This window comes from Trinickia sp. NRRL B-1857 (genome assembly GCF_050470685.1).
GTDB lineage: Bacteria > Pseudomonadota > Gammaproteobacteria > Burkholderiales > Burkholderiaceae > Trinickia.
Map to the genome: position 1 here is coordinate 2,081,906 of NZ_JBFLUK010000011.1, position 21,880 is coordinate 2,103,785.

General features: G+C 62.0%; 17 protein-coding genes. 1 reads left to right on the forward strand and 16 read right to left on the reverse strand.

Features of this window, described 5'->3' with window-relative positions; translation table 11 throughout:
* Positions 1–163 precede the first annotated feature (163 nt).
* Positions 164–1,186: a LacI family DNA-binding transcriptional regulator gene (locus AB1286_RS29585; RefSeq protein ID WP_430366750.1), complete on the forward strand. Its 1,023-nt coding sequence runs from the start codon at positions 164–166 to the stop codon at positions 1,184–1,186.
* A gap of 51 nt (positions 1,187–1,237) precedes the next feature.
* Here the strand turns inward: AB1286_RS29585 and AB1286_RS29590 are convergent, their stop codons facing one another.
* The 16 genes from AB1286_RS29590 to AB1286_RS29665 form a co-directional block, all read right to left on the reverse strand.
* Entirely contained in the window at positions 1,238–2,095 is an 858-nt protein-coding gene (locus AB1286_RS29590; RefSeq protein WP_430366751.1) for a carbohydrate ABC transporter permease, read from the reverse strand.
* On the reverse strand, positions 2,092–2,961 hold the full coding sequence (locus tag AB1286_RS29595) for a carbohydrate ABC transporter permease (protein WP_430366752.1): 870 nt from the start codon (positions 2,959–2,961) through the stop codon (positions 2,092–2,094). Before AB1286_RS29595 ends, AB1286_RS29590 begins: the two co-directional genes overlap by 4 nt.
* Before the next feature lie 30 nt (positions 2,962–2,991).
* The gene (locus AB1286_RS29600; RefSeq protein ID WP_430366753.1) at positions 2,992–4,251 is read right to left on the reverse strand and encodes an ABC transporter substrate-binding protein; all 1,260 of its coding nucleotides are present in this window, start codon (positions 4,249–4,251) and stop codon (positions 2,992–2,994) included.
* 219 nt (positions 4,252–4,470) lie between these two features.
* Positions 4,471–5,568, reverse strand: a complete 1,098-nt coding sequence (locus tag AB1286_RS29605; protein ID WP_430366754.1) for a sn-glycerol-3-phosphate import ATP-binding protein UgpC — start codon at positions 5,566–5,568, stop codon at positions 4,471–4,473.
* 146 nt (positions 5,569–5,714) lie between these two features.
* Positions 5,715–7,040, reverse strand: a complete 1,326-nt coding sequence (gene ugpB, locus AB1286_RS29610; protein ID WP_430366755.1) for a sn-glycerol-3-phosphate ABC transporter substrate-binding protein UgpB — start codon at positions 7,038–7,040, stop codon at positions 5,715–5,717.
* A gap of 77 nt (positions 7,041–7,117) precedes the next feature.
* Positions 7,118–8,314 carry a porin gene (locus AB1286_RS29615; RefSeq protein ID WP_430366756.1) on the reverse strand — a complete coding sequence of 399 codons (1,197 nt, stop codon included), beginning with the start codon at positions 8,312–8,314 and terminating at the stop codon, positions 7,118–7,120.
* A 222-nt stretch (positions 8,315–8,536) separates the two neighbouring features.
* Complete coding sequence (locus AB1286_RS29620; protein WP_430366757.1) at positions 8,537–9,379, reverse strand: VOC family protein; 843 nt, start codon at positions 9,377–9,379, stop codon at positions 8,537–8,539.
* 89 nt (positions 9,380–9,468) lie between these two features.
* Positions 9,469–11,844 carry a DNA polymerase II gene (locus tag AB1286_RS29625; protein ID WP_430366758.1) on the reverse strand — a complete coding sequence of 792 codons (2,376 nt, stop codon included), beginning with the start codon at positions 11,842–11,844 and terminating at the stop codon, positions 9,469–9,471.
* Positions 11,845–12,468: 624 nt separating this feature from the next.
* Positions 12,469–13,995: a UxaA family hydrolase gene (locus AB1286_RS29630; RefSeq protein ID WP_430366759.1), complete on the reverse strand. Its 1,527-nt coding sequence runs from the start codon at positions 13,993–13,995 to the stop codon at positions 12,469–12,471.
* 25 nt (positions 13,996–14,020) lie between these two features.
* Positions 14,021–15,154 (reverse strand): mannitol dehydrogenase family protein, encoded by a 1,134-nt coding sequence (locus AB1286_RS29635; RefSeq protein ID WP_430366760.1) that lies wholly within the window; start codon positions 15,152–15,154, stop codon positions 14,021–14,023.
* A gap of 32 nt (positions 15,155–15,186) precedes the next feature.
* On the reverse strand, positions 15,187–16,197 hold the full coding sequence (locus tag AB1286_RS29640) for a zinc-binding alcohol dehydrogenase family protein (protein WP_430366761.1): 1,011 nt from the start codon (positions 16,195–16,197) through the stop codon (positions 15,187–15,189).
* 21 nt (positions 16,198–16,218) lie between these two features.
* On the reverse strand, positions 16,219–17,091 hold the full coding sequence (locus AB1286_RS29645; protein ID WP_430366762.1) for an amidohydrolase family protein: 873 nt from the start codon (positions 17,089–17,091) through the stop codon (positions 16,219–16,221).
* Positions 17,088–18,104 carry an aldo/keto reductase gene (locus tag AB1286_RS29650; RefSeq protein WP_430367357.1) on the reverse strand — a complete coding sequence of 339 codons (1,017 nt, stop codon included), beginning with the start codon at positions 18,102–18,104 and terminating at the stop codon, positions 17,088–17,090. Before AB1286_RS29650 ends, AB1286_RS29645 begins: the two co-directional genes overlap by 4 nt.
* Before the next feature lie 102 nt (positions 18,105–18,206).
* A complete protein-coding gene (locus tag AB1286_RS29655; protein WP_430366763.1) occupies positions 18,207–19,154 on the reverse strand; it encodes an ABC transporter substrate-binding protein in 948 nt (315 codons plus the stop codon).
* Positions 19,155–19,192: 38 nt separating this feature from the next.
* Complete coding sequence (locus AB1286_RS29660; protein ID WP_430366764.1) at positions 19,193–20,224, reverse strand: ABC transporter permease; 1,032 nt, start codon at positions 20,222–20,224, stop codon at positions 19,193–19,195.
* Complete coding sequence (locus AB1286_RS29665) at positions 20,217–21,767, reverse strand: sugar ABC transporter ATP-binding protein (protein WP_430366765.1); 1,551 nt, start codon at positions 21,765–21,767, stop codon at positions 20,217–20,219. Before AB1286_RS29665 ends, AB1286_RS29660 begins: the two co-directional genes overlap by 8 nt.
* Positions 21,768–21,880: the final 113 nt, after the last annotated feature.

Genomic DNA, 21,880 nt, shown 5'->3' on the forward strand with positions numbered 1-21,880 from the left:
GAATTTCGCACGGTGCGTGGCAGTTCAGGTCAGGCGTTAATGTTCGGTAAAGGTTTTAGCGGCATACTCCGCACACTGAACGCCGCTAAGCCGTATCATGTCGCTCACCGATCGATCGGCAGCGGGTCCACCGCCCGAATTCCTACGCTCGTTTTCATCGCGCATGAAAGAGAAACCACAAAGGCACTGGGTCACCTCATCGGACGTCGCGCAACGAGCCGGCGTGTCGCGCTCCGCCGTATCGCGCGCTTTTACGCCGACGGCGAGCATCGCGCCCGAAACCCGCGAACGCGTCATGAAGGCGGCCCAAGCGCTCGGCTATCAAGTCAACATGATCGCGCGCGAGATGAACATGCAACGCAGCAGCATGGTCGGCGTCGTGACCGCGGGGTTCGAAAACCCGTTTCGCGCAAAGCTGCTCTCGCAGATCATTACCTCGCTGAGTGGTCATGGGTTCACGCCGCTCGTGTTGAATGCCGAGGACCCGCGCCAAATCAAACATTCCCTCGAAGTTTTGCTGAGCTATCGCATCGCCGGTATGGTCATGACGTCGGCGTCGCCGCCCGTCGCGCTGGCGCGGCAATACCTGAAGTCCCGCATCCCCGTGACGATGATCAACCGAGCGGCAAACTTGCCCGGCGCCGACGTCGTCTTGAGCGACAACGTAACCGGCGCATCGAATGCGGTGCGAATGCTGACGAGCGCCGGGGCTAAACGGTTGAGCTTCGTCGGCCCGACGAAAACCAGCTACAGCGCTCGCGAACGCGGCGCTGCATTCGGGCGGGCGATCAAGCGTGCGAACATTCCCGGTGCACTCTATTTGGGGGCGCACGTCAGCGCCTCCGACGACTACGAATCCGGCGTTGCCGCCGCGCACGCCATTTTTGCGCATTCGCCGCGACCCGACGGCGTGTTCTGTTCGTCGGACCTGATCGCGCTCGGTCTGATCGATACGGCACGTCATCACTACGGATTGCAGACACCGGGCGATGTGTTCGTGATCGGTTTCGACGACATTCCCGCCTCCAGCTATGAGAACTATCAGTTAACGACGATCCGGCAAGATACGCAGGCACTGGCGAACGCGGCCGTCGATCTGCTCGTCGATCGGATCGGCACCTTCTCCGGCGAATCGCGCACGCGCATCGTGCCCGTCGAAACCATCGTGCGAAAGAGTTGCGCATAGGACGGCGTCGCTCATCGAGCGACGCCGGTTCAAGCGCCGTTCATTCGCCGTTCATTTCAATGCACCGCTGAATCCGCGCAGTAGATATCGCTGCACGTAACTCGCCAATACGAGCGTGGGAATAGACGCGATCAACCCCGCGCTCATCAAATCGCCCCAGTCGACGCCGTTTTCCGTCACGTAGCCCGCAATGGCGAGCGGCAACGTGAAGCGGCTCGGCGAGGAGACGAAAAGCAGCGCGAGCAAGAACTCATTCCAAGCCGTGATGAACACGAAGATGCCGGCCGCAATAAGCCCGGGCGCGCAGAGCGGCAAGACAATATGTATCAAGCGCTGCGCCAGATTGGCACCGTCTATGCCGGCGGCCTCCTCGCATTCGATCGGCAATTCGCCCACGAACGGCAGCAACATCCAGATGGCCATCGGCAGCGTGTAGACCTGATAGACGAGAACCAATCCGACTTCCGAGTCCAACAGATGGAGTCCTTTGGCAAGCGAAAAGAGCGGCACGGCGATCGTGATCGGCGGCATGAGTTTCAGCGCCAATACGAACATCAAAAACACTAGATCGAGCCTCGCCGGAAAACGAAGGCGCACAAGCGCATAGGCCGCGGGGAACGCAATCGCCAACGAAAGCAGCGTTGCCCCGAGTCCGACGAGCGCCGAATTGAGCAGTTGCCGCCCGATTCCACTGTGCCAAACCGACAAGAAATGCGAAAACGTCGGCGCCGACGGCCAAAGCGCGAGCGGATGATCGAGGCGCTCCAGCGTCGGCATGAACGCCGCGCCGATCATCCATACGCAAGGCAATAACAAGCCTGCGAGCGCACAAAACCTCATGAGCCCAGGGAGCCATCCGCCGAGCGCAATGCGCCCGCCCTGGCGCGTATCCGGCGATGCCAACGTCATAGTTGCCGTTTCGCGGCCGATTTCCATATGTAACCCGAGACAAGCACGGCGCACGCCGCAAGCATCAAAACCGATGCCGCGCTGGCGGGCCCAACGTTGAAAAACCGGAATCCTGCGTCGTAGATGTAGGTCGACAACGTTTCGGTTGCGTTACCCGGCCCGCCGCCTGTCAGCGCATAGACCTTGTCGAACAGCTTGAACGTATCGATCGACCGCAACAACATCGCCAGCATGATGTGCGGCACGGCGAGCGGGAGCGTGATGTCGCGCAGGCATTGCCACTCGCTTGCGCCGTCGGTACGCGCCGCCTCGGTCAGCTCATGGGGAATCGACTGCAACCCCGCGAGGATGACCAGAAACGCGGCGGGCGTCCATTGCCATACGTCGACTAGGATCAGCGACCAGATCGCGACGTGCGGATCCGACAACCAAGGCACGCCGTCGATTCCGAACACACCGAGCAACGCATTCAGGAAGCCGCTGTAGTTGAACCAGCTACGCCAGATCGACGAGCAAACCAGCGTCGACATCATCATCGGCAGGATCGCGAGCGGAAGCGCGATCCTGCGCCCACCGAACGAACGAGCAAAGAGCAAGGCCAGCCCCAGCCCGAGCACGACTTCCGCAACCGACGCCGCGATCATGAAATGCAGCGTGTTCAGAAAGCTCGTATCGAACACACTGTCCGACACCACCGCGCGGTAATTCGTCAATCCGACGAGCGCACGATGCCCCGACACGTAGTCGACGTCGCAAAACGAATCGACGATCACTCGCACCAGTGGATACAGCGCGAGTACGCCCAATACGAGCAGCGCGGGGCCCATCAAGACGAGCAGCGGCAAATAGCGGCGAGAAGATTTCATCGTCGAGCGGCGTTCGGATTGATGCCCGCGTTACTTCGCCGAAGCCGGCAACGCCTGCGCGATCTTTTGCGCGGCACCGCGAAGCGCGGCATCCGGTGCGGCCTGACCGGTCACCGCAAGCTGGAGCGAATCGCCCAAGATCGCCTCGATCTGCTGCCAGTTCTTCACGCGCGGGCGAGCACGCCCCGCTTCGAGCGCTTTGAGTTGATCGGGATACCAGCGAAACTGCTTGACCAGCTCGGCGTTCCCAAACACGCTCTTGCGCGTGGGCGGAATCCCCATTTTGGCCAGTTGGGTCTGCTCGTTCGCCGACGTCAGGTAAGCGAGAAATTGCATCGCGAGTTTCGCATGGGGCGCGTCCTTCGGAACGCCCATCTGCCAGATGCCCAGCATCGGTGCGGGGCCTTTCACTTGCCCCGGCGGCGCCTGTAGAGCGACCTGGCCGACAACGCGCGATTGCGCCGGGTCGTCCAGCGCCGGAATCCATGCCGGCCAAACCTCGATCGATTGCGCCGCCGTTCCCTTTTGCAAGGCGTCGCGCACTTCGGCCGCACCGTACACATCGACGTCCTTCGGCGCAAACATCTTCAACGCCAACAACGTCTTGAGCGCCGCCAGCGCTTGCGGAGAATCGATCGTGACTTTTCCGTTCGCATCGACGACGTCGCCGCCGTACGCCCAGAGAATCGGTAGGAACCCCGTGACGATCGGATTGCCCTTCGCCCCTCTGAACACGACACCCGAGACACCCTTGTTCGCACCGCCGATCGTCTGCGCGATCTTCAGCACGTCGTCCCACGTGCGCGGCGGCTGAAGGCCCCGGCTCGCGAGCAGGTCCTTGCGGTAGGCGAACATCTCCACGTTGCCGACGATCGGCAATGCGTAGAGCCCACCCGATTGCGCACGGCCGAGTGCAACGGCGGAATCGATCATGTCGGCATCGGCCAGCGTCGCGGGCAGCGGCGCCAGCCAATCGTTGCCGATGAACTCGGGCGCCCACGTGTCGTCCATGAGCACCAAGTCGTACGCGCCCGTCTTCTCGCGCATCGACAGTTTGAGCTTTTGATAAAGGTCGCTATTCGGCAGCTTCAGCAACTCGATATCGGTGCCGGGATGCTGTGCCGTGAAGCCTTCGACCGCTTGCGCAAGCGCGCGGCCATAAATGTCGTCGCGCCCCGCGATAACGAGATCCGCCGCCGCACTCGCATGCGAGACGACAGCCAGCGCCGCCGCAACGGAAAAGGTACGCAAGTACGCGAACATGCCCGTTCGCTTGATCAAAGAAGCCATAAGTTTCGACCATCCCCGTGAATAAAGACGTCTGACTACAAACGAAAATTTGCTTGCCTCGTGCATTGCACGCGCGTGCAATCATGCCCGCAAAAACCCAACTAAAATTCGCACCAACGGTCATTGTGGCGACCGATCATGACGCATCTGTGTCAACGTCCGTGCCAACGCCAGGCAGCGCGACCTATTCGCCGCGCCGTATGAAAAGCACGCGCGGCACTATCCGATCCGCCGACCGCTTTGCGTATCGAACACATGCATTCTCGACGGCGGAACCGTCAATGTGATCGCGGTGCCCGGCTCAGGCCGCACATGATGCGGCAGCCGCACGACCACGCTTTGCTTGCCCCATCGCCCGTGGGCCAGGTTGTCGGCGCCCAGCAACTCGCAAATGTCGATCGCCAGCGTGACACCCGCGCGCGCGGCATTCGTCGCATGTTCGCCGAACAAAATGTGCTCGGGCCGGATGCCCAACACATAGTCGCGATTCGGGATCAACGGAGCGCCCGCCGTTCGCAGCCCATCGATCGAAAGACTGGGACCGCCCGCGATGTCGAAATGCCGCCCGTCCTCGTTGACCCGTCCCGACAGGAGATTCATCGCCGGGGCGCCCATAAAGCTCGCAACGAACGTACTCGCGGGGCGCTCGTAAATTTCCGCCGGCGTGCCGATCTGTTCGACTCTTCCGCCGTTGAGCACGACGACCCGCTGTGCGAGCGTCATCGCTTCGACCTGGTCATGGGTCACATAAAGACTCGTCGTACCCAGACGCGCGTGCAACTTGCGAATTTCCACCCGCATTTGAGCACGCAGCTTCGCATCGAGATTGGACAACGGCTCGTCGAACAGAAAGAGCGCGGGCTCGCGTACCATCGCACGCCCCATCGCCACGCGTTGCCGCTGTCCGCCGGACAGCTCTCGCGGCCGGCGCCCGAGCAGCGGCGCAAGTTCGAGCATGGCCGCCGCCGCGGCCACTCGTTCACGGATAGTTTCCGGCGCCGTCCCGCGTATCTTTAAGCCATAGGCGATGTTCTGCTCGACCGTCATATGCGGATACAACGCATAGTTCTGAAAGACCATCGCCACATCGCGCTCTTTGGGCTCTAGGTCGTTCACGATACGCGGGCCGATGCCGATCTTGCCCGAAGTCACGCTTTCGAGCCCAGCCACCATGCGCAGCAGCGTGGATTTCCCGCAGCCGGACGGGCCCACGAGGACGACGAATTCACCGTCGGCTACGTTCAGATCGATGTTTTGCAATACCGGCGACTGACCGGCGTACGCCTTGCCCACGGCGTTGAATGTAAGCGTTGCCACGCGTGCGTTCCTGTGAAATCGGCTCGGTCGACTATGCGTTCAGCGGTCCGCTTCCTCGATATGACGCGGAAGCGGATTGGCATAAAGAGAGCGGCCGCGCGCATGCGCGACCGCCGAATAAAGGATCCGCAGCGGATCCGACCACTTTAGTTTTGCTGCTGTTGAAAGCGGCGCAGCAGATCGTTGCCACGGGCGACGGCGGCGTCGAGGCCTTGTTGCGGCGTCTTAGTCCCGCCCCACACCTGTTCGAGTTCTTCGTCGATCACCGTGCGGATCTGAGGCATGTTGCCCAGGCGCAGGCCCTGGGTGTAAGGCAGCGGCGGCTTGTTCAGCATCTGCTTGATGGCCGTGTCCGCGCCCGGATGGCTCGCGTAATAGCCCTGCTTGAGGGCAAGCTCGTAGGCCGCTTTCGTCACCGGGAGATAACCCGTGTCTTCATGCCACTTGGCGGCGACCGCGGGGCTCGACACGTACGCGAGGAATTTCGCGACTCCCTTGTAGACCTCGGGGTTCTTGCCGGCCAGCACCCACAGGCTCGCGCCGCCGATAATCGCGTTTTGCGGCGCGCCTTTCACCGATGCGTCGTAGGGCATCATGCCCGTGCCGAAGTCGAATTTCGCCGACTTGCGGATCGTGGCCAATGCGCCCGACGAGTTCGTGACGATGCCGCAATCGCCGCTATAGAACTTCGAGTTCGCTTCGTCCTTGCGGCCCACGTAGGTGAACGTGCCTTGCTTCGCCATCTGCGCGAGACGCGCGATGTGTTGGACTTGCAGCGGTTGATTGAATTGGAGCGTTGCGTCGGTGCCGTCGAAACCGTTGTTCTTCGATGCGAACGGCGCGGCGTGCCAAGCGCTGTAGTTCTCGAGTTGGACCCAGCTTTGCCACGCGGTCGAGAACCCGCACGACATGCCGCTCGCCTTCAGCTTCGCGGCGTCGGCGGCCACTTCTTCCCATGTTTTGGGCGCGCGGTTGGGATCGAGACCGGCCTTCTTGAAGGCGTCCTTGTTGTAGTAGAGGATCGGGGTCGAGCTATTGAACGGCATCGATACCAAGCGCCCGGTCTGCGCTTGCGCATAGTAGCCCGCAATCGCCGGAACGAATGCATTGCTGTCGAGCGGCACGCCGGCATCTTGGAATACTTTCCATACCGGCACGACGGCCTTTTTCGCACCGATCATCGTGGCCGTGCCCACTTCGTACACTTGCAAGATCGCGGGCGCATCGCCGCTCCGATAGGCGGCAATCCCCGCGGCGAGCGTCTGATCGTAGTTGCCCTTGAAAACCGGCACGATCTTGTAGTCGCTTTGCGAAGCATTGAAATCGTCGGCGATGGCGTTCACGTGCTCGCCCAACGAAGCCTCCATCGCATGCCAGAACTGAATTTCGGTGGCCGCAAACGCGGCATGGCCGGCGCCTACCGTCAGCGCTACCGCCGCCGCTGTGTTAGCAATCCATTTTGCTTTCGACATATTTCCGTCTCGATCTCGTTGGCCTTGCACGAGCGGACACGGCGATCGACCGCCGTGTCCGCCGTTGCCGCGTCTTTTTAGAACGTGTGGCGCACGCCGACGCGCACGAGCGTTTGCGTGTTGCCAGCCGACGAGATGCCGTTCGCCACGTCGCCGATCGAAGCCGTTGCGTTCACGACATTGCCGAACTGATCGAGCGTCTTGCCGCTTGCCTTTTGATAGCCGATCAAGCCGTAAAGCGCCGTACGCTTGGACAGGCTATAGAACGAGGACAGGTTGAACTGGTTGTACTTCGAGCCCGACTGCCCAGCCACTGCGCTACCGGCGGTGTAGTCGTAGCCTGCTGCGACGCGCAGCGCCGGCGTCGCTTGCCAGGACGCCGTCAAGCCGGCCGAGTTGAACGTTTCCTTGCCCTGGAACAGCGAGACGCTGCTCGCCTTGAATTGCGTGTTGCTATAGGACACGCCGAGCGTGACCGTGCCGATCGTGTACGTGCTGGCCGCGGCGATGATGCGTTGGTACTGGGCGCTGGCAAAGCCTTGGTTGATCGAGGAGGAGAACGTGCCGTCGTAGGCGCCCGTCCATGCGCTCGTCGGCCCATACGCATTGTTTGCCACGAGATACGCCGCACCGATCGCGAACGGGCCGTTGACGTACTGACCGCCCAAGCTCCACGTGCTCTGGTTCTTCGCGCTGCCCGCTTGGTTGCCGAAACCGTACAACGCGCCGAGCGTCAGACCGCCGAACGAGGGGCTCGTGTACTTCACCGAGTTGTTCTCGCGCGATTGGTTGTCTATGTTGTCGAGGTCGCCAGGGTGCGCGCCCATACCGGTCAGGAAGCTCGTCGGTCCGATCGAGCCCACGAAATCGACGATCGGATCGTACTGCCGGCCCATCGTCACCGTACCGAACTTCGTGCTCTTCAAGCCCATGAACGCTTGGCGGCCGAACTCGCGGCTACCTTGACCCAACTGGCCGGTACCGATGTTGAAGCCGTTTTCGAGTTGGAAGATCGCCGCGAGGCCATCGCCCAGCTCTTCCTTGCCCTTCAAGCCCCAGCGGCTGCCCGACCACGTACCGCTCGCGAAGCTATAAGCCGATTTGCCGACCAGCACCGCGGGCGTGCCGGCCTTGCCGGCCGTGCTCACCACGGCTTGATTGCTCGTATAACCCAAGCCGGCATCGACGATGCCGTACAACGTCACGCTCCCCTGAGCGTGCGCCGCCGCGCAAATACCGTTGAGGGCAACCACCGCGAAAAGTGACTTTTTCATTTTTGACCCCGTGCTCCCACCCATTGATAAACCAGCATTGACTCGGCGATGCACGCGTGTGCAACCCACCGAGAAAAAAAGAGGCCTTGCTTCATGCAAGCCTCCGATTTTTTTCTTCCGTGCGTCCGGCACGGAGCGAGTTCGTTTTCCGAACCTGGGCGGAGTATCGATGAGTTCGATGAAATGTCTGTGACAGCTTCCTGCAAGCTGTTGTCGGCGCTATTACGCTGGTTTGGTCTGACCGCGCTGAGCAAAGCGCAGCGTCACGCCATGCACGATTGCCCCGTCGACCGACAGCGTGTCGCCGCTGCGCTTTGTCGCAACACCGTTTCGGTGCAGCGTGTTGGTGAGTGCGTCGAGCGAGCGGACCGCGAACGTAAGCGCCGAGACGTAGGGCGCCGTGCCCGGCTTAGCCTCGGACGCCGTATCGTCCAATTGCACGTCCACATCGCCGCAGCGGATCGAGCGTTCCGCTTCGCCGGACGTAGCCGTACTGGCCGCAAGTACGCGCGCGTATCGGTCGGCGACCGCCTCGAGTTGCGCGGAGGCAACCGAAACGGTCACGGCGGCGAGCCCCGTCGCGCCGTTCGGATGCATCGTCTCATCCGGTGAATAGACGAGTTCCGGCGTCAGGTGCTCGCACGCGAAGACTAAGCCCCCCGGCGTATAGGCCGTATCGACCTGAGTGATCCGAAAGCGGGCGAGCGCATCGCCGCGCGCGGTTTGCACCGGCCGCGAAAAGTCGAAGGGTTCCGCGACGGGCACACCGGCCGCACGCCAATCGCGATGGAGCGCTTGGGCATTGTCAGTTGCGACGACCATGGCGGCCGCACCGTCGCCATGGTCTAGGAAGCGAGAAAAATACGCCGTGACGGGATGCGGCGTCCTCACCGCCAGCAGCTCGAGATAGCCGTTGGCAAACATCGCGCAATGATTTTCGGAGCCAACGGTGTGATAGCCGCGGGGCGTCAGCGCAAAACCCATCCGCGTGAAATGTTCGCTCGCGGCGTCGAGATCGCGCACCGCAATGACGACATGATCGATTCCCCTCACGTGTCGCGTCATTGAACGCTCCTAGTCGCACATCTAGCGTAGCGCCGATGCGCAAAGTTCAGATCGTATCTTGCGCCCGACAAGGGCGCTCGGCTCGCCGATTAAAAAAGCGTTTGCTGACCGCTGGTCAGCGATTCGAAATTATCGTTCAGCAGCGGCAGTATCGCATCGGCCACGGGCTTCAATTGATGGGTCACGTAATGCTCGTAATCGAGTCCGGAGCGACGCGCTTCGAGCGGCTCCGGCCCGGTGCCCGTCATCACGTAGCTGATCCAGCCACCCCGTTGATATTGCAACGGCCGCCCCTGCTGCCGATTGAATTCGTCGGCCATCCGGGCCGCGCGAACATGAGGCGGCACGTTGCGCTCGTAAGCGGCCAGCGGACGACGCAACCGCTTGCGATAAACGAGCAGGTCATCCAATTCCCCGCTTAGCGTCCGGCGTACATAGTCGCGAACGTAATCCTGATAGGGCTCCCGCCTGAACACGCGTAAGTAGAGTTCTTGCTGAAACCGTTGCGCTAGCGGCGTCCAATCGGTCCGTACCGTCTCCAGCCCCTTGTAGACCACTTCCTCGCGGCCGTCCTCGTGCAAGGTAAGACCCGCATAGCGCTTCTTGCTGCCTTCATCGGTGCCGCGGATGGTCGGCATGAAGAAGCGGCGATAGTGCCGCTCGAATTGCAACTCCAATGCGCTATCCAAATCGAACCGTTCGCGTAGATGCCGCCGCCACCAGTCGTTGATGGTCGCAACGAGCGTCCGCCCTATTTGCGCCGCCTCGTCCTCCGTACGCGCGTGATTGAGCCAAACGAACGTCGAGTCCGTGTCCCCATAGATGACCTCGTAGCCCTGCGCCTCGATCAATTCGCGCGTCTTGTGCATGATTTCATGCCCGCGCATCGTGATCGAGGACGCGAGGCGCGGGTCGAAGAACCGGCATCCGGTCGATCCCAGAACCCCGTAAAACGAGTTCATGATGATCTTCAACGCCTGCGAGAGCGGCTTGTTGTGGTCGCGCTTCGCGGCTTCGCGCGCTTCCCAGATCTGCGCGACGACGGACGGCAGGCCATGCCGCGTCCGCGAAAAGCGCGCCCCGAGAAAGCCCGGAATCGACTCGGCATCGTCCGGATGGCGCATGCCCTCGACCAATCCCACCGGATCGATGCGGAACGTGCGGATGATCGACGGGTACAGGCTCTTGTAATCGAGCACGAGCACCGAGTCGTAGAGGCCGGGCCGCGAATTCATCACGAAGCCCCCCGGGCTCGGGGCCCCCGCGACATCGCCTAGGTTCGGGGCGACAAAGCCGAGCCGATGCATGAGCGGCAGGTAGCGGTGCGTGAACGCAGCCACCGAACCGCCGCTGCGGTCCGCCGGCAAACCGGTCACGGTCGCGCGTTCGAGCAAAAACGCGAGCAATTCCGTCTTGGCGAAAATCCGCGTCACCAGTTCGCAATCTTTGAGGTTGTAGTGCGCGAGCGCCGGCTTGTCCTCGTCGAAGCGGCGCTGGATTTCGTCCATGCGCTGGTAGGCATTGTCGATGGCCTTGCCCTCGCCGAGCACCGCTTGGGAAACGTATTCGAGGCTGAACGACGGAAAGCTCCAAGTCGCCGAGCGTAGCGCCTCGATACCGTCGATGATCAATCGCCCCGCCGCCCCCGCGAAGAAATGCCCCTGCGTGAGTCCGTGTTCGCGCCATTCCATCGCACTGCCGTCGCGGCCCAAACGCAGCGGAACGCGATAGCGCTGCGCGTGCTCATGGAGGATGCGCAAGTCGAATTGCACGAGGTTCCAGCCGATGATCGCATCGGGATCGTGGCGGGCCATCCATTCGTTCAGCCGTTCGAGCAAGGCTGCGCGGCTCTCGCAGTAGTCGAAGTCGAAATCGACGCCGCTGTCGTCACCGTTGGCGGGACCGAGCATATAGACCTGGCGCTGCCCGCAGCCTTCGAGCGCGATCGAATAGAGTTCGCCTTGGGCACTCGTCTCGATATCGAGCGAGACCAAGCGCAAGCTCGGGCGATAGCCGGGTGCCGGCTTCATCTCGGCGTCGAGCAGCGTCCCCCGATCGTCCGGCCGGCCGTGATAGGTGACGGGCGCCGTGATGAAGCGCTCCATCATGTACCGGTCGGGCGGGAACACATCGGCCTCGTATACGTCGACACCCGACTGCCTTAGCCGCTTTTCCAACTGGGTGAGCTGCCGGTATTGCTGGCTATAGAGTCCGAGCACCGGCCGATGATGAAAGTCGCGCAACTCGAGCGGACGTAGTTCGATCCGCCCTGACGGCGGATCCCGTCGTAGGCTCTGCTCGACGTGTTCGCGTTGCCCGGCAGGCACGAACGCCACCGATTCCTGCGGGCGCAAGCGGAGCTGGCGCGGCCCGTCGTCGGTCGCCAGCCAGAACACCACCTCCGTACCAGCTGGCGTATCACGCCAGTGGCGAGTCAAAATGAAGCCTTGGTTCTGCGCGGTCAAGCACCTGCTCCAACACGGTCTAGTCGCCAAATTTTACCTTCAGCGGCAATCGATCATGCCGGAGCCACCCTTAGACGAAACCTGAGCGGTCGGCAAAAACCGATACGGCTCAGCGACTTGCAGCGCGGTTCCCACCGTTATACACAGCGTTGCCCCCAAAATCTGTGGATAACCGCGGCCCGCCGTCGTACGAGCCTGATCCGCTCGCCGGCCCCCTATTTCGGCCGGGCCTGCCTCGGTACCACACTGTCTTCGCGGCTTACAGCGAAGCTTCGATCGCCGCATGAAGCGACGACATTCGCCGCCTCGATTGACTCGTTTCGCACTGAAGGCGAGGCGCACGGAGAAAACCGATACCGCTCAATGACTTGCGTCTCAGTCCGCGCAGTTATTCACAGCGTTGCCCCCAAAATCTGTGGATAACGTAGGCACGAAGGCGCGGCTAACCCGACGCAAGCGGACTTGTTTGAGCCGCGCCCCGACACCGTCAGAACATCAACTCCTTGCCGATGTGCAAGTGTTCGAATTCGATGTCCGCTCGATCGACTCTCTTCGCGAGTTGTTCGCAGCACAGGCCGACGGGCGAACGCCGAGTCCAAAGTGAGCCCCTTGCGCTGAGCAGCGCTACATGACGGCACCCTGCAACCACGGCACGAACTCGCGGTCGCCTATGCCGTTCATTTCGCTGCACGTGCGCTGCCCTGACGCGACGGCCAAGATCAGTCGAAACAGTTGCCGCCCGGCTTCCTCGACGCTGAGCGCCCCATCGACGATGGGCCCGCTGTCGAAGTCCATATCCGACGGCATCCGCTCGAAAAGCGCCGTTGTCGTGGCGACTTTGATCGTCGGAACGGGTTTCGAGCCGAATACCGAACCCCGTCCCGTCGTGAAGCAGATCAGGTTTGCCCCACCCGCGATTTGTCCCGTAGCGGACACCGGATCGTAGCCGGGCGTATCCATAAACACGAGGCCCGCCTCGCGCACCGGGTCGGCATAGTCGTACACCGCATTGAGCGGCGAGGCGCCCCCTTTCGACACGGCGCCGAGCGATTTCTCGAGAATGGTCGTGATTCCGCCGGCCTTGTTCCCCGGTGACGGATTGTTATTGAGTTCACCGCCGCCCGCGGCCGCATAGCGCTCCCACCACCTGAGCTTCTCGAGCAGGCGTTCGGCTACCTCGTTCGATGCCGCCCGCGCCGTCAGCAAATGTTCGGCTCCATAGATCTCGGGCGTCTCCGAGAGAATCGCGGTCCCGCCATTGCGCACGAGCAGATCCACGGCCACGCCCAGCGCGGGGTTTGCCGTCATGCCCGAGTAGCCGTCCGATCCGCCGCATTGAAGCCCTAGTTTCAGCTTCGACGCCGGCACCGTCGTCCGGACCGATCGATCGGCGACGTCGAGCAAGCCTCGCACGATCTCGATGCCGCTGCGGATCGTCTCCCTTGCCCCGCCTTGCTCCTGGATGACGAGCGTCTTCACCGGGCAAGCGCCGGCCGGCTCCAACGACTCGATCAGCGCGTCGACCTGATTGACTTCGCAACCGAGACCCACGAGAAGCACCGCTGCAAAGTTAGGGCTTCGCGCATATCCCAAGAGCGTACGGCGCAATAGCGCGATGCCGTCTCCCGTCGAAGACATGCCGCATCCGCTTTGATGGGTAATGGCAACGACGCCGTCCACGTTCCCGAACGAAGTCATGGCGTCGCCCTTGAACGCATCGGCAATCGCATGGCAGACGCTGGCCGAGCAATTGACGCTGGCGATCACACCGATGAAATTGCGCGTACCCACGCTCCCGTCGGGCCGCACGAAGCCCATGAACGCGTCGGAGAGCGGTGCATCGACGCTTAGGCCTAGCGCCCCCTCCTCCGTCCGGCCCTGCTCGTGTCGAGCCGGCATGCCGACGTTATGCACGTGTACATGCTCGCCGGCCGAGATGTCTCGCAGCGCAACGCCAATGGTTTGCCGGTATTTGCAGACCCGCGCGCCGCAGGCGATGTCCGCGATTGCAACCTTGTGTCCCGCGGGAATGTCCGCTTGCAGTTGTACATGCCGTCCGTTCAACGCCACGTGCTCGCCCGCGCCTAATGCGCGTAGCGCTACCGCCACGTTGTCGTCGTCATGAAGGCGTACGACGTTCCTATCCGCCATGATCATTGCCTGGTGTGTTCGCCGATTAGATAAGTCCGCGCTTCGACAGCAAGCCACGCAAGCGCGGCTGCTCGATCCGCATCGGCAACGTATTCGCGAGTTCGATCAGCGGCTGTACGCGCCGCTTCACCTTTGCGATGTGGTTTTGCGCGATGTCCGCGAGCCGGTGATCGAGGTACGGATTGCCGAACCGCTCGCGAACGCTGGCGAGATATGCCTCGGCTTGTACGCGCATGCCCATCGCCTCGAAGACCGGTAAGACTTCCTCTTGCCAGACCGTCTCCACTTCACCGCGAGTACGCGAGTCGTTCATCGCATCGAGCACGGTTTCGGAGAGCGATCGCTGTTCGGCGAGCCATTGGTCCGCGAGCCAACTGTGACCGAGATTGAGGAAAAATAGCTTCAACCGTTCATGGCTTCGTAGGTCGTCCGTCAGAACGATATTTTCGTGCGTGCAAGGCAACGTCATACCCGCGCGTCGCTCGATGGCCCACAGAGCATACGGCTCCGCCACCGCACCGATGGGGTCGATCGGCTCCGACACGATCCGATCCACGAGCGAGTTCACCCAAATGCATCGAGTCCGGAGGTAATCGATGAAGGCGTCGGAGAGCGACCACTGCATGCAAAGACCGAGCACGATGTCACGCAGCGTATCGCCGTTGTTCGCGACCAATTCGCAAGGAAAGATGGAAATGCCGTCCTCCGCACGTTCCTGCCAACGCGAATAAAGCAAGGCGAGCAATTTCGCGGGGAAGCTGCGCGGCACCGCCCGGTCGTCCGCTAGCAGCTCGACCGAATCGCGTTCGTCGAGGCGATAGCCCGCGTCGCCCGTGTTCGACACGATGACGCGCACATGCTCGACGGCCGCGCGGCGTATCGCCGTCCAATCGCTATCGGCGCTCCACGCGGCACGAATTGCGTCACAGACGACGACCCGGTCTACAGTGGAACCGCACTCTTTCCCACGAATACGGACGGGATAGCTACCCTCGCGCGACAGCGCGGCGATACGGGCTCGACTAGCCGCATTGCCGGTCGTCTGCACGACGCCGATGCCGCCGATGGCATCGCCGCGCGCGAGCGCTTGGGAGACGAACAGCGCAACATGCGCTAAAAGGAATCGGCTCGTGCCGAACTGAAGGATGGGTTCATTCATACTGGCGTCCGTCAACGTCCCATGCTGCTCGTTCAACACTCCACCAAGGCTTTCACGACCGTCTGCCCCGTCTCCAACAAGCGCGGAAACGCTTCCGGAACATCGGCAAGCCGCATGCGGTGCGTGTTCAGCGCCCGATCGGGAATGCGGCCCGCACGCATCGCCTCCAGCACGGTTTCGAAATCGGCGGTCGTAGCGTTCCGGCTCGCCAGCAACGTCGTCTCGCGCTTATGAAACTCCGGATCGGAGAACGTCACCTGCCCGGGCACGATCGATATCAACGTGTATTTACCGCCGTGGGCGACAAATCCGAATCCGCGATTCATCGCATCGATATTGCCGGTCGCGTCGAACACGGCGTCGAAGAACTCGTTGTCGGTCAGCGATGCGAGCTCATCGGCATCGGTCGGGCCGACTGCAACCGCCGCGTCGACATTCAATTGCGACTTGCAAAGTTCTAAGCGATCGGTGCGCGTATCGAGGCAAGTCACGTTGGCGCCGCGCAGCTTCGCGAAGATCATGGCCGCCATGCCGATCGGACCGGCCCCGACCACGAGCACCCGTTGACCGGCCATGACATCCGCACGCCGTACGGCATGCGCGCCGATCGCCAAGAATTCGAGCATCGCGGCCTGATCGAGCGTGACGCCTTCGGCCTTGTGAACGAACTGCGCGGGCACGCTAAGGTACTCCGCCAGCGCGCCGTCTCGATGGACGCCCAATACTTTGATGTTGACGCAGCAATTCGTCTTGCCTTGCCGGCAGGCGACACACTGTCCGCACGACAAGTAAGGCATGACGTACACGGCGTCGCCGGGTGCAAAGCCCGAGTCGGTTTCCGCATCGGCCACCACCGCGGAAAACTCGTGTCCCATCACGCGGGGGTATTGAAGGTAGGGCTGGTTGCCAGTGAAGATGTGCAGATCGGTGCCGCAAATTCCGACCCGAGACACACGCAGCAACACCTCGCCGGGCGCACGAACGGGTACGTCGGATTGCTGGGCGCGCAACACCCCGGGCGATTCGCAGATCACGCTAAGCATATGAATGTCCTCTTGATCGAATCAAGCGTGGCGACGGAGGTCGCCGACGCGATAAAACTTGCAGGCGTTCGAGCCGAATACGTCGGGAACCGCCTCGGCTCCCAAGAACCGCGCGCAATCGTCTTCGCACGCGGCCACCCACTCGCGATAACCGCCGGCGCAGGCGAGCCGAAGCACCGGCCAGTCGCTGCCCCACATCAACCGCTGTGGGCCGAACAGCTCGGCAAGCGCACGGACATACGGACGGACGCGGCGGCTCATCGCTTCGACATCGACGGCGTCGCCGGCCTCCGTCCAAAGCCCCGAGAGCTTGCAGTGCACGTTGGGAAGGAGTGCGAGCTTCGTCATCGCCGACAGCCAAGGCTCGACCGTTCTCGTTGCGATACCCGGTTTCGCACCGTGATCGACGACGATTTTCAGATCCGGATGCCGCCGCGCGAATTCGTAAAGCGCAAAGAGATGGCGCGGCATCACCAATGCATCGAAGCGCAAGTCATGCTCGATCATGGCCGCGACGGCGCTATCGAGCGCCGGGTCGTCGATCCATGCGACGTCGGGCAAGTCTTGAAGCATCGGCCGCAGACCGCGCGCCTTCGGGTGCCGAGCGAATGCTGAAACGTTGGCGGCGGCGTCGGCAGCCTTCATATCGACCCAACCGACGACGGCCAACACGCTGGCCGTCCGCTCAGCGAGATCGAGCAGAAAGCGCGTGTCATCCTCGGTGGGCAGCGATTGGACAAGGACCGTGCCGCCGATTCCGGCCGCGGCCAACTCGGGCGCCAAATCGGCCGGCCCAAAATCGCGATGGATCGCGTGCAACTCGCGAGGCGGCCAGTAACCGGCGCGCGCGGCGATTTGCCAGTAGTGCTGATGCGCATCGATACGCTGCATCATGCTTGCCCCTTCGGGACCGGTGCATCGGCGGCGATCAGCCCTTCATCGTGCAAGGCCTGCCAATACGTGGTGGGGATCGGTCGTTCGAGCCACGCGATGTTTTGCTGCAATTGCGCGACGCTGCGCGCGCCGACGACGCACGACACGACAGCCGCATGAGCAAACGGGAATTGCAGCGCGGCCGCCGGCAGCGGGACGTCGAACCGCTTGGAGACATCGGCGAGGCGTTGCACCTTGTCGACGACTTCGATCGGCGCATCGCCATAATTGAATTTTCCGTTGCCCGCGAGTACGCCGGAGTTGAATACCCCGCCCACGACGACAGCCGTTTCCGCGCGCACGCATGCGTCGAGCAGCGGCGCGAGCGCCGTCTGCTCGAGTAACGTATACCGGCCGGCGAGCAAGACTACGTCGAGGGACACTTCGTTCATCGCATCGACGACGATTTCCCATTCGTTCACACCGAGGCCGATGGCGCGCACGGCGCCGCTTTCGCGCAACTGCGTCAACGCACGAAAACCGCCGCCTTCCGTGAGCTGAGCCCAATAGTGCGGATGTCGATCGCCGTGCGTCATCGCCCCGATGTCATGGACGTACAGCATGTCGATGCGAGGCACCCCGAGCCGTTGCTGGCTATCCTCGTACGAGCGCATGATGCCGCCGTAGCTGTAATCGAAGATCGGACGAAACGGCAACGGCTCGGCCCACCCATCGTCGCCGGGCCGCACGCTCGCATCGGCGCACATTAGACGCCCCACTTTCGTGCTGAGCGCAAAGGCATTGCGCTCGCGCGCGGCGAGCGCCTGACCGACGCGTCGCTCGGAAAGCGTATAGCCGTAGTAGGGTGCCGTATCGAAATAGCGCAGGCCGGCGGACCACGCGGCATCGACGAGCGCCTCCGACTCGGCTGCGGAGATCGGACGATAAAGACCGCCGAGTTGAGAGCAACCGAGACCTAAGGCTGTCAGTGCCAACCCACCGCGCGGCAAAGAACGTATTTCGCGAGCGTTGATCATCGAGTGACGCGTTCGTAACTGTATCGATCGTTGAAGGGGTGCCCGTATAGACCCACGCCAGCCGCTTTCTCAGCGTCGGCGCGGGCGTGAACGGCATCGTCAATAGAGGACGTTTTTCGCCGTGGGAGAGTCGAGATTTTTCTGATCGACCATCACGACGCCCGTATCGATATCCTTCGCGACCGGCTTATGTTCGATGACGTTCACGACGGTCTGAATCCCCTTGTATCCCATCTGATACGAGCCTTGAACGGCGATGCCTTGGATCGTCCCGTCGCGCACGAAATTTTGCAGATCCTGGTTGCCGTCAAACCCGATCGCCACCACCTTGCCGGCCTTCCCGGACTGCTTGAGCGCACGGCCCACGCCGATGGCGGTCGGCTCGTTCGCCCCAAAAATGCCCTTCAGATCGGGATTCGCGGAAAGCACGTCGGTGGTCTGATTCAGCGCGGTCGCCATCTGGGACTGCGAGTAGTACGGGCCCACGATCTGCAATTTCGAGTGGGCCGCGAGATATTTCTTGAAGCCGCCGACACGCCCGATTTCCGATCCCGCGCCCGGCACATAGGACATGAGCGCGATCTTGCCGGTTTGGCCGACGCGGTCGATCAGCGCCTGCGCGCAAAGCTCGCCGGCCTTCTCGTTATCGGTCGACAGGAACGACTGGTAGTACTGCTTGCCGGAATTGGAAAGCGCGGAGTCGATCAACACGACGGGGATATGCGCCTCCCACGCTTTCTTGATCGCGGGGACGAGCGCATCGGGATCCGACGGCGCGAGTACGATACCGGCGACGTGGCGATTGACGGCGTTCTCGACCATATTGACTTCATCGGTGATATCCGATTCGGCGGCCGGACCTTGGAACGTCATCGTGTATCCATTGGCATCGCCGAGTGCAGCCTTCGCGCCTTTCTGCACGTTCTGCCAGTAATTCGAATTGACCGTTTTGACGATCACGGCGATCTCGCCGCCTGCCGCGAACGCGCCCGTGCTAAACGCTGCGCACATCAAAGCCGATACTGCAAAAATCGAAAGCCTGCCCATGTCTCGCTCCTCTTTTTTGATGATTGAACTACGCTCGATTAACGCTTCTTGCTTCGCAGTTGATCGATCCAGACGGTGCCTAGAATCACGACGCCGATGATGATCTGCTGGATGAAACTCGATACCCCGTTCATGTTTAGACCGTTACGCAGCACGCCGATGACGAATGCGCCGATGGCCGTGCCCGAGATCGTGCCGACACCGCCCATCAGCGACGTTCCGCCGATTACGGCACTCGCGATGGCATCGAGTTCGTACATGACGCCTTCGTTGGGCTGGCCGGTCACGAGACGCGACATCAGCACGCAACCGGCGACGCCGGCCAATGCGCCGGAGAGCACGTAGGTGAACATCTTCACGCCGCTTACGTGGACACCCGAGAGACGAGCGGCTTCGGGGTTCGAGCCGACGGCGTAGATGTGCCGGCCTAGCGACGTTTTCGAAAGAAGGATCGCGCCCGCGATGAAGAACACGACCATGATGACGACGGGATAGGGAATACCGGGAAACGTCGTATCCGGAAATCCGTCCGCGCCGATATGCGACACCCGGAATAAGGCGCCGTTGCCGAGAACGCCGAACGCATTGCTCAAATCCGAAACGGGCCGCGCGCCGGTGATCTGCAAAGCCAGGCCGCGCGCGACGAGCATCATGCCGAGCGTCGCAATGAACGGCGGCAAGCCCATTCGCGTCACGCAGATGCCGTTGACGTATCCGCACATCGCGCCCACGAGCACGCCGCAGAGCATCGCGAGAGGTACCGGCACGCCCATCTTCGCAAGCAATGCGGCCGAGACGCCGGCGAGCGCGAGCACGGAGCCAACCGACAGATCGATCCCGCCGGTAATGATGACGCAGGTGGCGGCCACCCCCAGGTAGGCGATCGACGTCACTTGCAAACTGACGGTCATCATGTTGTCGACCGAAAAGAACGCCGAGCTGGAGACCGAAAACGCGATGACGAGCGCCACGAGACTACCGAGGGCCGCGAATTTCTGAATGAGGTCACGGCGCCGCTGCTGCGCCGAGCGGTCGGCGCTTTGACTACGATCGGAAGTCATTTCAAGCATGTGTGCGCCCCGAAGCAAAGTGCATGATCTCCTCCTGACTGGTTTGTTTCGTGTCGAGAACGGCCGTTATGCGGCCCTCATGAAAGACCGCAATCCGATCGGTCATTCCAAGCAGCTCCGGCAACTCCGAGCTGATCAGCACGACGCCGACGCCCTGCGCCGCGAGCCGATCCATGAGCCCGTAGATGGCGAACTTCGCGCCGACGTCGATGCCGCGCGTGGGCTCGTCGAAGAAGAAAATCTTGGATCCTCGGTACAGCCATTTGCCGATCACGACCTTCTGCTGGTTGCCGCCCGACAGATTGCGGACGATTTGCTCGATCGAGGGCGTGCGAATGGACAAGTCGCGCACATAGCGGCGCGCGATCTCGGCTTCTTCGGCGAAGCGCAAGAAGCCGGCGTGCGACGAGACGGCGGCGACGTTGGACAGCGTGATATTCGCGGCGACCGACATTCCCAGCGCAAGGCCCTCTTGTTTGCGGTCTTCCGACAAGTACGCAATGCCATGGCGGATCGCTTCGCGCGGCGACCGGATCGTCAAGCGCTCGCCGTGCACCTCGAGCGTCCCGTCATCCAACCGGTCCGCACCGAAAATCGCTCGCGCGACCTCCGTGCGGCCCGCCCCCATGAGCCCCGCAAAACCGAGGATTTCGCCTCTGCGCAATTCGAACGAGACAGGCCCGAATACGCCGTTGCGGCGCAGATCGCATGCGCGAAGCAACACGTCCTCGGTAGGCACCGAATGCCGCGCGGGGTATGCATCGTCGAGGGATCGCCCCACCATGCGCGCAACGATGTCGCCTACCGTCAGCGCGGCGAAATCGTCGGTCGAGATATGCCGGCCGTCGCGCAGAATCGTCACGCGGTCGACGATCTGCGCCATCTCGTCGAGCCGATGCGAGATGTAAAGAATCGCTACGCCGGCCGCGCGTAGCTCTTGGATGATCCGAAAGAGTTGGGCCGTTTCCGATTCGGTCAGGGAGGACGTGGGTTCGTCCATGATCAGCACGTTCGAATCGAACGAAAGCGCTTTTGCGATTTCCACCATCTGTTGCTGCGCGATCGACAGCGTGCCCACGAGCGTCGTCGGTGCGACATGCAAACCGATCCTCTGCAAACAGCGCACCGCGTCGGCATTGAGCTTGCGCGCATCCACGAACGGTCCGCGCTTCGGCTCGCGGGCGAGATAGAGGTTTTCGGCCACGCTCAAGTGCGGGACCAAGTTGAGCTCTTGATGAATGATGGCGATACCGGCGGCCTGCGCCTCGGCCGTCGAGCCGAACCGAACCGGGGCGTCGCGATAGACGATCGTGCCTTCGTCGGGTTGGTACTGACCGCTGATGATTTTCATCAACGTGGATTTGCCGGCGCCGTTTTCACCGCATACCGCGTGAACCTCTCCCGCGCGCAGGTCCAGACGAATGCCGTCGAGCGCGACTACGCCCGGGAATCGCTTCACGACGCCTTCGAGGCGCAGGATTTCTCGCCCCCGTGTCCCGGGATCGATCACGGCAACGCTTGGCGAACTGCTGAGCACTGTCATTCCGTCTCCATGTACGGCCAACCTGGCTTGCAACTGGTCAGTCCAATTTTGCTGAATTAAAGACAAAATCGCCGTTTTGGTCAAGCCAATATTCATTCATCGAAAGACATCTT